This window comes from Dysgonomonas sp. Marseille-P4361, assembly GCF_900343125.1.
GTDB lineage: Bacteria > Bacteroidota > Bacteroidia > Bacteroidales > Dysgonomonadaceae > Dysgonomonas.
Genome location: NZ_OPYL01000001.1, coordinates 251,009 through 263,528 on the forward strand (window position 1 = coordinate 251,009; position 12,520 = coordinate 263,528).

9 protein-coding genes and 1 tRNA gene are annotated in these 12,520 nt (G+C 38.1%); all 10 read left to right on the top strand.

Going from position 1 to position 12,520, the window contains the following annotated elements; all coding sequences use genetic code 11:
• Positions 1-59 precede the first annotated feature (59 nt).
• The 10 genes from DHU68_RS01070 to DHU68_RS01115 all read left to right on the top strand — a co-directional run bounded on the left by DHU68_RS01070 (position 60) and on the right by DHU68_RS01115 (position 12,493).
• Entirely contained in the window at positions 60-1,925 is a 1,866-nt protein-coding gene (locus DHU68_RS01070; RefSeq protein WP_255412396.1) for an OstA-like protein, read from the top strand.
• 13 nt (positions 1,926-1,938) lie between these two features.
• A complete protein-coding gene (gene mutL / locus DHU68_RS01075) occupies positions 1,939-3,786 on the top strand; it encodes a DNA mismatch repair endonuclease MutL (protein WP_108821620.1) in 1,848 nt (615 codons plus the stop codon).
• A 97-nt stretch (positions 3,787-3,883) separates the two neighbouring features.
• Positions 3,884-4,687 (top strand): patatin-like phospholipase family protein, encoded by an 804-nt coding sequence (locus DHU68_RS01080; RefSeq protein ID WP_108821121.1) that lies wholly within the window; start codon positions 3,884-3,886, stop codon positions 4,685-4,687.
• Positions 4,688-4,713: 26 nt separating this feature from the next.
• Positions 4,714-6,405 (top strand): alpha-amylase family glycosyl hydrolase, encoded by a 1,692-nt coding sequence (locus DHU68_RS01085; protein ID WP_108821122.1) that lies wholly within the window; start codon positions 4,714-4,716, stop codon positions 6,403-6,405.
• An 84-nt stretch (positions 6,406-6,489) separates the two neighbouring features.
• Complete coding sequence (locus tag DHU68_RS01090) at positions 6,490-7,428, top strand: ribose-phosphate pyrophosphokinase (protein WP_108821123.1); 939 nt, start codon at positions 6,490-6,492, stop codon at positions 7,426-7,428.
• A gap of 128 nt (positions 7,429-7,556) precedes the next feature.
• Positions 7,557-8,222, top strand: a complete 666-nt coding sequence (locus DHU68_RS01095) for a phosphatidylserine decarboxylase family protein (protein WP_108821124.1) — start codon at positions 7,557-7,559, stop codon at positions 8,220-8,222.
• Entirely contained in the window at positions 8,222-8,938 is a 717-nt protein-coding gene (locus tag DHU68_RS01100; RefSeq protein ID WP_108821125.1) for a phosphatidylcholine/phosphatidylserine synthase, read from the top strand. The genes DHU68_RS01095 and DHU68_RS01100 overlap by 1 nt, the downstream gene beginning before the upstream one ends.
• 103 nt (positions 8,939-9,041) lie before the next feature.
• Positions 9,042-9,115 (top strand) — tRNA-Ile (locus DHU68_RS01105).
• A gap of 147 nt (positions 9,116-9,262) precedes the next feature.
• Positions 9,263-11,080: a helix-turn-helix domain-containing protein gene (locus DHU68_RS01110; RefSeq protein WP_108821126.1), complete on the top strand. Its 1,818-nt coding sequence runs from the start codon at positions 9,263-9,265 to the stop codon at positions 11,078-11,080.
• A gap of 186 nt (positions 11,081-11,266) precedes the next feature.
• Entirely contained in the window at positions 11,267-12,493 is a 1,227-nt protein-coding gene (locus tag DHU68_RS01115) for an FISUMP domain-containing protein (protein WP_108821127.1), read from the top strand.
• Positions 12,494-12,520: the final 27 nt, after the last annotated feature.

The window sequence follows — 12,520 nt, forward strand, 5'->3', positions numbered from 1 at the left end:
ATAAAAACGTGCTAGACAAATTCTTAAAATATTTTTTGCAAAGGCATAGAATACCGCTTGTGAGTGTTCTATGCCTCATTGCTCTTTATGTTTCTGCTCAAACAGCTATTTCTCCGAGATTCGATCTCGAAGAGTTGCCCGTACAGCAAACACCTCAAAACCCTCAGAAAAAGAAAGACGACCCGAAATCACCCGTAAAAGTTATTGAAATAATAAAAGCGGACTCTGGATTCTGGAACAGAGGACAAAGTTTACAGATACTAAAACATAACGTTGTACTCTTTCACGAAGGAGCCTTTTTGTATTGCGATAGCGCCTATTATTATTCAAACATGAATACATTCGAGGCTTTCGATAATGTTAGGATGGAACAAGGCGACACCTTATTCCTGTATGGAAGTTATATCCATTACGATGGTAATACCAGACTGGCTAAAGTAAGAGAAAACGTTAGACTGGAACACTCTCCGGCTGACAAGAGCAATCCCGTAACCTTGTTCACGGATAGCCTCAATTACGACCGCACATTAAATGTTGGCTATTATTTTGATGGAGGTATGCTAGTCGATTCCCTAAATGATCTTACTTCTTTTTGGGGACAATACGAGCCTAGTTTCAAAATGGCAACATTCAGAGATAGTGTAATTCTGACGAACCCCAATTTTAAATTATATTCTGACGAACTTAAGTACGATACAGACAAAAGAATTGCCTTATTCTCCACTCCTACTACGATAGTGTCCGACAGTGGAACAATATACACAAGCAACGGATGGTATAATACAGCCACAGAGGAATCTCTACTGCTTGACCAATCGCGAATAGTAAACAAAGAGGGAAATCGCTTCCTTAGCGGAGACTCTATCTTTTATTATAAAAATGAAGGATATGGAGAAGTATTTGGTCATATGTTTTTACAAGACACAACCGACCGCGTTATACTAATAGGGAATTATGGTTATTACAATGAACTAAAAAATTATGCAATGGCGACAGACTCTGCTTATTGCATCGAATATTCTCAAGGAGATAGCCTATTTGCTCATGCCGACACCTTGAAACTAATAACAGTTACAGATAGCATCTATCCAAGAAAACTTGAGTTAAAAAAGGAAATTCAGCCTAAACCTTTAGATTCGGCTTCAATAAATGAGAGTCCGTCTGATTCGTTGATCTTCGATATATCCAACCCTCTAGGCTTAGACTCCGTTCCGCCACTACAAGAAGATTTGGCTACAAAACCTGCTGAACTTGATTCTATCTCGTCATTAGCTGTGGCTGATACAACGCTATTGACATACCGTATTCTGAAAGCTTATAGAAATGTACGATTCTATCGATCGGATATACAAGGCATTTGTGACTCCTTGCAGTTTAGCTCCAAAGACTCTATCCTGCATATGTATAAAGATCCCGTTCTGTGGAATACCAACAGACAGTTATCCGGTGATACTATTGATATCTTTATGAATGATAGCACTATTGATTACATGCATATAAAAAACCATGCATTCTCTATAGAAGAAAAAGACTCTATCCATTTTAACCAGTTAAAGAGTAGATCTTTAAAAATATTCTTCAAGAATAAAAAAGTAAATCAAGTGTTAGCTGAAGGAAATGTAGAAACAATCACATACCCCGAAGAGAAAGATGGGCAACTAAGTGGCTTGCTTAATTGGCTCGAGGGAAGCTATCTTCGCATCAACATGAAAGATGGTAAATTCGAACGTCTCGCAGCCTGGCCAAAGCCTGTTGGTAAAACAACACCGTTTCACTTAGCCACACCCGATCAATTAAGACTGACAGAATTTTTCTGGTACGACTACCTTCGCCCTCTCAACAAAGACGACATTTTCCGAAGGTCTGTCAGAAAGAGTACAGATGTTAGACCAAAACGCTCTGCCATTTTCGACAGAGAAGATTAAGTACACATACAAAATGAGCGATATAATACACCTTCTACCCGATTCAATAGCTAACCAGATTGCAGCCGGAGAAGTTATCCAACGTCCTGCGTCTGTTGTAAAAGAGCTAATTGAAAACGCAATTGATGCCGGAGCCGACAGCATACAACTGATAATAAAAGATGCCGGCAGAACCCTTATTCAGGTTATCGATAACGGAAAAGGAATGTCTGCTACAGATGCTCGCATGGCTTTCGAGCGTCATGCCACCTCTAAGATCAGACAAGCAGATGATCTTTTTGCACTGAGAACGATGGGCTTTAGAGGAGAAGCTCTTCCATCCATTTCGGCTATTGCGCAGATTGAGCTAAAAACCCGCAGGGAAGAAGATGAGCTAGGCACCTACATTCAGATAGCAGGCTCAAGAGTAGAGGCTCAGGAAAGTATTGCCTGCCCGGTAGGAAGCAATTTTTCTGTCAAAAATATATTCTTCAATGTACCAGCTCGCCGCAAATTCTTAAAGTCGAACGACACCGAACGCCGAAATATACTCACAGAACTTGAACGTATTGTATTGGTCAATCCTCAAATAGAGTTTTCTTTCATAGATAATGATATTGAGGTGCTCAAATACCCTGCATGCAACTTACGCCAGAGGGTTGTAAATGTTGTAGGTAAAAATTTCAACCAGCAACTAATCTCCATTGATGTAGAAACATCTCTGGCTAAAATAACAGGATTCGTCGGTAAGCCTGAGTCGGCACGCAAAACAAGAGCTTTGCAATACTTCTTTGTAAACGGGAGATATATGCGTCACCCTTATTTCAACAAAGCCATAACAAATGCTTTTGATCCACTGATTCCTTCGGGCGAAAACCCGAACTACTTCATCTACTTAACCGTCGACCCGTCGACGATAGATGTCAATATACACCCTACCAAGACAGAAATTAAGTTTGAAAATGAGCAACCTATATGGCAGATATTATCCGCTGCTGTAAAGGAAGCTCTCGGCAAGTTTAATGAAGTACCGACGATCGACTTCGATACGGAAGGTGCTATCGATATTCCTATCCACGACCCATCTAAAAATGTTGCACAACCCAGAGTAAATGTAGACCCGTCATACAATCCTTTCAAAAGTACGGCGCCAAGTACAGGCTATCAACGTCCGAAACTCGATTGGGAACAATTTTATGAAGGATTTGAGAGTGAAAAGAAAACGCAAAGTACAATTTTCTCATCGGATGAAGACATTGATATTTTCAGCAGTGGAAATAGTGAGCAAGAAGAAGAGAATGTAGAAACTACATCTACAGACATTATCGTTCACTATCAATATAAGAGTAAATATATACTCACCTCTGTCAAATCGGGATTGATGCTGATAGATCAACACCGTGCACATATACGCATCTTGTTCGATCAGTTTTTGGCTCAGATAAAACAAAAAAGAGGCATTTCCCAACGTACTCTGTTTCCCGAAATAGTAGAACTTTCGCCTTCCGAAGCAGCCATGATACCATATCTCATTGAAGATCTGGAAGCCGTAGGATTCGATCTCAGCAACCTTGGCAATAATGCTTTTGCCATCAATGGGGTTCCATCCGAAATTTCAAATATCGATGCAGTACAACTGATACATAACATGATTGGGAAAAGTGTAGATTCGGGTAGCGATATAAAGGAAGAAATACAAGAAACATTAGCCTTGTCTATGGCTACTGTGGCCTCTATTCCTTATGGGCACAAGTTGTCTGATGAAGAAATGAATAAAGTAGTAGATCAGCTATTTGCTTCCCCTTCACATAAATATACTCCTGACGGAAAGACAATCATCTCGCTGCTGGAAGATGAAACTATCGACAAAATGTTTAGATAACAGAACTGTAACAAACAGCCCTTTTTAATTCTTTATAAATATTTTATCAGATAGATAATCATTACCTTTGCCTCAAATTATACGACATCGTTTCAAGATGAATGATACGAAATACAAATATAAGTTAGGTATTGCGTTGAGCGGAGGAGGAGCAAAGGGATTTGCACACTTGGGAGCATTAAAGGCACTAAACGACAGAGGGCTTTACCCTGAGGTTATTTCAGGAACCAGTGCCGGGGCCTTTGCCGGCGTTTTTTATGCAGACGGATATGCGCCTGACGAAATCATTCATTTTTTCAAGAATAAAGCTTTCAGAGAATTTGTTGGATTTTCAATTCCACATGGAGGATTCTTCAAGAGTGATGGCTTACACTCCTTTCTGAAAAAACACCTCAGAGCAAAAACCTTCGAAGATCTGAAACTCCCTTTATACGTTACGGCTACTGATATAGAGTTTGGCGAAAGTAAAACCTTCTCTTCCGGAGCTTTAATTCCTACAATCATAGCATCATGCTCTGTTCCCATTATTTTCAGACCGGTTGAGATCAAGGGACATTACTATGTAGATGGCGGCTTGTTTAAGAACTTCCCTGTCTCTACTATCCGAAAGGAGTGCATGAAGATTATCGGAGTCAATGTTAGTCCGTTAACTAAATCGGAATACAAAAGTTCTATTAAATATGTGGCAGAGCGTTCATTTCATTACATGTCGGGGTCAAATACCCTTCTGGACAGAAACCTCTGCGATTATCTGATAGAATCGTCCGACCTATTCGGATATTCAATGTTCGATCTGGATCATGTAGAAGAGATTTACCTCACTGGCTATGATCTTACAAAAAAATTCCTTGAAGAAAAGGAAGCCTTGTTTAAGAAAGATTTTCCTCATATATTTATATAAAATAAGACTTTACAAATTAAGACAATATGAAAGAGAAAATATTTATATATCAAGTTCTTCCCAGATTGTTTGGTAACGACAATAACACAAACATAGAAAATGGGACATTAGCAGAAAACGGGGTAGGTAAACTTTCGGCTTTTGATACTAAAGCCCTGAAAGAGATCAAGAAGATGGGATTCTCTCATATCTGGTACACAGGCTTGCTCGAACACGCTTCTAAAACAGACTATTCTGCTCATGGGATTCCTGCCGATCATCCCGATGTGGTAAAAGGAATTGCGGGTTCACCATATGCAATACGTGATTATTATGATATTTCTCCCGATTTAGCAGACAATATAGACCATCGCATCAAGGAATTTGAACAATTGGTGGAACGTACACATAAGAATGGAATGAAAGTGATTATCGATTTTGTTCCTAATCATGTAGCCAGATATTATCATTCGGATGCAAAACCTAAGAAAGTAAATGATTTCGGGAAGAAAGACAATACAGATGTATCCTTCGATCCGGACAACAACTTCTACTATATACCCAATCAACAGTTAGAACTTCAATTTCCTGTGCTACAAGGAGAAGAAGCATATAAGGAGTTCCCCGCTAAAGTGACAGGAAACGACTGTTTTACCAACAAGCCTACGATAAACGATTGGTACGAAACAGTCAAACTAAATTACGGAGTAGACTACAACAACAATAGATCGACTACCTTTACTCCCATCCCCGATACCTGGCTTAAGATGAGAGACATCTTATTATACTGGACAGCCAAAGGCGTAGATGGTTTCCGTTGCGATATGGCAGAAATGGTTCCCGTTGAATTTTGGAATTGGGTAATACCTAAAGTTAAGGCAAAGAACAAGTCCCTGATATTTATCGCCGAAGTGTACAATCCTGCTCAATACAACAACTATGTTCACTGGGGATTATTTGACTATTTGTACGACAAGGTTGATCTATACGACACCTTGCGAGATGTGATCTGCGGATACAAACCAACTTCGGATATTACTTTTTGCTGGCAACGCATAGATGGGCTGCAAGACAAGATGCTCAATTTCCTAGAGAACCATGACGAACAACGAATTGCTTCGGACTTTTTCGCAGGCGATCCGTTCAAGGCTATACCGGGAATGCTTATTAGTGCCACAATAAGTACAAGCCCTGTAATGGTCTATTTTGGTCAAGAGTTAGGAGAAAGAGGAATGGACAAAGAAGGCTTTAGTGGGCTTGATGGTAGAACAACTATCTTCGATTATTGGTCAGTAGATACAATACGCCAATGGCGAAACAATGGAGCATATGGAAATACGGGATTATCTGACAGCCAGAAAAAGCTACGCGAACAGTATCTTCAAATTATAAAAATAGCAAAAGAAGAAGCTTCTATAACTTCGGGTAAGTTCTTCGATCTGATGTATGCGAATTATGAAAACCCAAGTTTTGACTCAACCAAGCAGTACGCATTCCTACGCTCGGAAGGTAAAGAATTTGTACTTGTAATAGCTAACTTTTCGTCTCAAACCGAGAATGTAGCCGTGCAAATTCCGGAGGAGGCATACGATTATATGCAAATAGATCCGGAACAAATTAATCAAGCAAAAGAGTTATTCTCGAAGAAGAAATTTCCCCTAAAATCCGGCTGGAATAAAGAGTTGCAAATAGAGTTAGAACCCTATTCGGGAAAAATCATTAAATTTTATGCAAATTAACATCCCTTAAGTGGTTTGTTTTTGCTAATTTTGCACTTTATATAAATACATATCAAACTCATATCTAAAAGACTTATTGTTAGAATGGAAAGTAACGTACCTTTTAAGATTTTTTCGGGGACAAATTCCCGTTATTTAGCTGAAAAAATTTGTGCTAGTTTAGGATGTCCTCTTGGGAAAATGAACATTGAGCGTTTTGCCGATGGAGAATTCTCTGTTTCTTATGAAGAGTCTATCAGAGGGGCTCAAGTATTTTTGGTACAATCTACCTTCCCATCGTCAGACAACTTAATGGAACTATTGCTAATGATAGATGCAGCAAAGAGAGCATCGGCTCATTCTATCGTAGCTGTTATCCCTTATTTTGGTTGGGCGAGACAAGATAGAAAAGATAAACCTCGTGTATCTATAGGAGCAAAACTTATTGCAGACATGCTTAGTGCAGCCGGCATCGACCGTCTTATCACAATGGACTTACATGCAGACCAGATCCAAGGCTTCTTCAATGTTCCGGTTGACCATCTTTATGCTTCTGCTATTTTTGTTGATTACATTAATACATTAGACAAAGAAAATTTAGTAATAGCAACACCAGACGTAGGTGGAACAAAACGTGCCAGCTCATACGCTAAGTATTTTGGAATACCAATGGTTATTTGCTACAAACTAAGAAAAAAAGCAAACGAAATATCTGAGATGCAAATCATCGGAGATGTTACAGGAATGGATGTACTTCTTGTTGACGACATCGTTGATACTGCGGGAACTATAACAAAAGCGGCTGACCTGATGATGGCTAGCGGAGCTCGTTCGGTTCGTGCAGTTGCCAGTCATGCCGTTATGTCTGACCCTGCATCGGAACGTGTAGATCTATCCGGATTGACAGAAATGGTATTTACTGACAGTATTCCTTACTCTAAGAAATGCGAAAAAGTAACTGTTCTTTCTGTAGCAGATGTATTTGCTAACTCTATCCGTAGAGTTCTTTCTAACGAATCGATCAGTTCGCTATACGTATTATAAAAAAAGAAAAACGAATGAATATAGAAGAGAGGCCTTGAGCCTCTCTTTTTCATTTGTCAAATTTGTATATATCAGCAATTAAAGATATTTTTGCATGTCACATGAAATATCTTACATAAAACAAACTAATGAAAGTTCATCACGAAGGACGCGACGTTTTAGTTACTTACTTTATCATACTACTGCTTCTGAATGGAGCATTGTGGTATTTCTTTCGTCTTCATGCTCTATCATATATCATTGGAGCTGTTTCTATTGCTCTATTTTTAGTCGTATTAAATTTTTACAGAAGCCCATACAGGCGCTTTAAAGGAGATACTAAGAATACAGTTGTAGCTTCTGCCGATGGAAAGATAGTGGCGATTGAGGAAGTTTACGAGGGGGAATATTTTAAAGACAAAAGAATTATCGTTTCTATCTTTATGTCGCCATTTAATGTTCATGCTAACTGGTACCCCATCAATGGGAAAGTACTCATGTCGAAACACCACGATGGACGCTTCATGGCAGCATATCTACCTAAGTCGAGTACAGAAAATGAACGTTCGACAGTGGTTATGGAAACCGAAGACGGGAAGCATCAATTGCTGCTAAGACAAGTAGCAGGTGCAATGGCTCGCCGTATTGTTACATATGCTCAGGAAGGAACAGTAGCACATATTGATGAACATTTAGGTTTTATAAAACTTGGTTCACGTGTCGATGTATATCTACCATTAGGAACTGAGATCTTGGTAGAAATGGACCAGAAGGTAACCGGCAACCAAACGGTGATTGCAAAATTCAAAGAATAATGAAAAAACATATACCAAATCTACTAACCTCTCTCAATCTATTCTCAGGATGCATCGCCTCAGTTATGGCTTTTCAGGGAGAATATCTATGGGTGGTTGTATTTGTAATTATCGCAGCCCTTTTTGACTTTTCTGATGGCTTCGCAGCTCGCTTATTAAAAGCATACTCTCCGATGGGAAAGGAATTAGATTCTCTTGCCGACATGGTAAGTTTTGGTGTTGCGCCCAGCTTAACAGTATTCACTTTCCTTCGAGGGCATTTAAGTATAATAACTGACAATCCACTGATTACGGAATATCTACCATATATAGCTTTTCTGTTAGCAATTTTTTCAGCTCTCAGACTTGCCAAATTCAATATAGACGAACGACAGACAGAATCATTCATAGGATTAAACACTCCTGCAAATGCCTTGTTCTGGATTAGTTTTTGCTACGGATTAGTCAACACCGTTCCCGTTATATCACCAATGCTAATTTATCTTGTCCTAGTGGCAATATTAGTATTCTCCTCTCTGATGGTATCTGAGATTCCGATGTTTTCACTCAAAATAAAGAGCTTAAAGTTCAAAGGAAACGAACAACGTTATTTCCTAGCCCTATTCTTTATTGTACTTATCTATTTCTTAGGGATTTTAGGTATCGCAGGAGGAATCTTATTATACATTTCTTTGTCAATAATAAACAGTCGTACTCAACCGGCAACCAGTAAATAGAGTATATTTTACATACAATATTATCATTTTTTCGTCCAAAAGCTTGTCTATATCGGCAAAAAACAGTAATATTGCATCCGATTTCAGGGAAACCCAAAAATCAGGTCCTATAGCTCAGTTGGTTAGAGCACATGACTCATAATCATGGGGTCCTTGGTTCAAGCCCAAGTGGGACCACTCAATATGAAGCAGTTAAGATAAATATCTTAGCTGCTTTTTTATTTAATAAAAGAGAATCACTAATAGTCTCTTTTCCCTATATCAAAAATTATGAGCAAATTTTGTTAACTTTACAACAAAAGCACATTCACACATAACACTACAATGAATCCGACAAAAGACTTACCCCAAACTACACAAAAAGTAAATACGAAGAAATCAGTTACAAAAATCATCCTCATTCTATCCCTATGCCTAACTTCGTACAACCTTTTAGCACAAGAAGGTTCAAAAAAAGTAATTGATAGTCTAACAGTAAGAGTAGAAACTCTTTCAGGAAAAGAAAAGCTGGAGGCGTTAACGGAACTTGGACGAATAGAATTTGTTACTCCAAATTTGCTATCCAGAGCACAAGACATAGAGAATGAAGCCAAGAAACAAAAAGATAGTCACTATTTACTGACAGCTTACACCTACAAGATGGGATATTATTTTCGGGTGTACAATCCTGACAGCATCAATCATTATATAAAATTATCAGAACCAATAGCCAGAATATTGCCATTTACCGATAAGGCGGTAAATCGCTATGAATACAATAAGTCGCTTTCCTATCTGCTAAGAGGATTATACGACTTAGCTTTAATCAATCAAAAACGACATTTGGAAAGAGTAGAGCAAGCAGGAGATGTAGACCCCAAAATACACCTCGGCATATACATGAATCTAGGTAACACATATTATCTAATGGAAAAATATGGAGAAGCTCAAAGAAAGTTCAAAGAGGCTCTAAAATATAGCCGACTGAGTAAAAACGAAAAACTAAACGAAGTAGCAATTTTATCATTAATAGCACATAGCAGCAGCCAATCCAATAATCATAAAGAGGCTACACAATATAATGATTCCATTAGACAAATTCTAAATGAATTTGGAACTACATTTTCCCCCGAATTTGTTTCAACGCAAAAAGCCATTGCGGATATACTTGATATACAAATCAGTCTTGGATTGAAAGATTTAAAAAAAGCGAAAGAACTAATTAAAAACTTTTCGCAAGAGTCTGACGATAAGATTAAAAAATCACTAAAGCCTGACTATAACAAGATTCTTGCTTCTTATTTTTCTGCAACGCATGAATACGACAAAGCATTGGATTATATAGAACAAAATATTGACCAATACGGCGCAGAGCAAAGAATATTTGTATTGCCTCCTTATTTTAAAGAAAAGGCTTCTTTATTATATGACAAACAGAAATACAAGCTCGCTTATAATGAACTTCTTAAAGCTACAAATCTTGCCGACTCAATAAATGATAGTCATTCAGCCATACAACTAGACGAGTTAGCAACCATATACGAGCTTAATTTGAAAGAGGCTGAGATTGCAAGAACTAGAACTCAATTAAAGTTTTCACAAACTATTATAATTGCACTCATTGTTGTTGCTATTCTTCTTTTAACTATTGCCCTGATTATTAGGAATAACTTTGCAAAGCAAAAAACTAAAAACAATGTCCTTTTTAAACAGCAAGAGGAATTAAGTAAGAATATAAATTACTATAAAAAAATGATAATAGATAAGGCAAACACCAATTCTATTAACATCAACCCTCTTTTTCAACAATTAGAAGAATACATGCTTAAAGAAGAAGCCTATAAAGACCCAAATATAAACAGGGAGGATCTGGCTTCAACCTTAGGCACCAATAGACAATATTTAGGCTCTGCTATCAAAGAAGAAACAGGGCTAACTTTTACAGGATACATCAACAAGTACAGGCTCGAAAATGCCAGAAAACTACTACTAGAAAATAAGGATATATCAATTGATGACATCATTGTAGAATGTGGATATTCTTCTCGATCCACATTCCATCGCCTATTTAAAGAATATTATGGGATGGCACCACATGAACTTAAACTAGCTTCCATATCTCTTCAAAAAGAAATAATAGAAGAAGAGATGGATGATTTGTAGCTTTGACGCTAAATAAAAACGAGCATACAGACCCATCTAATGCCATGTATATTAAACGATTGCTTATTTGAAAAAATAGATTGCTGATATAAGACACTTGTTTTATTTGATAATATTTCCTTCGTGTCTCAGAAGGAACTGAGTTTTTATATTGTAGGGTTCCTTGTGATCATAAAACTTTCCAACATGAGACAAACTTTACTTTTTTTTGCCTTTTTGTTTATAATGGGGCAAGCACACGCACAAGTAACTATCGGATCGGGAATAGAACCCAACAAAGGAGCTTTATTGGATCTGAAAGAAAATGACAAATCTGAGGCTAATTCCACTAAAGGCTTAGGGCTTCCCAGAGTACAATTAACAACTATCTACACACTAGAGGATATAGATCCCGGACTAGATGTAGACAAGCACATTGGGCTAACTATTTATGTCCCGGAGGAATTTGAGAACAGTTGCCCAGGGGTGTATGTATGGACAGGCACTGAATGGCAGGGACTAAATACAGATGCTTCGAGGATACCCGATATTATCACTGTAACAGATATCGACGGGAACAGTTATACGGCAAAGCTTTTCAATAAAAAAGGGTGTAAACGAGGCACATATTGGTTTACAAGCAACTTGAGAACAACAAGATATAACGATGGCTCATCTTTACTACATCCTGCATATTTCTCAGCAGCAATATCTTATGTAGAGGATTATCCTTACGATGAAAATAGTACAGCCAATCTTCATCGAGTAAAAAGTAAAAGTGATATATCTACAACAAAGGTGATGTCCTATCTACTAAATGGACAAGAAATAAAAGTTACAGAAGATGCATTCGTCTCTAAATTTGGATTACAGTACAACTACACTACAGTTTTTGGTTCAGGTGCTACCGAAAATGGCGAAAGATTATGTCCTGAAGGCTGGAAAGTACCCAGAATAGAGGAGTGGGTCGGCTTATTTGAAGAAATAACCGGAGTTTCTGGTGGCGGTTCAGCAAATATAGCTATCCCTTATTTGTTTGAAAGCAATGATTTATACGAGCCAAGTGATGCAAGAGAAGCATTCGCACCAGACAAATTAAACTCATTTGGGCAGTTAGATATGCCTCATCCTGATGCAAATGCTTCTCCGTACACAAGAGTTCCGACGAATATGGGGGGATATCCGACAGGGGATAAGAATAATTCAGGAATGAACATTTATCCGGCAGGTCTTCTCAGAATGGATGTCATAGATAGAGCAGGTATTCCTCCACGAGGATTAGACTGTAACTTTGGTGCTCAAGCCGCCTTAATAGAAAAACAAAATGGAGCTATAGGGTTGATAACTGGGAAGAAAAACATCTCGGGATGGGGCGATGAATTCAGGAAAAATGGCGCTGCAGCAAATGTGCGTTGTATAAAAGTTATTGAATAAATTCCACTAATTATACTCCAAAGAAAG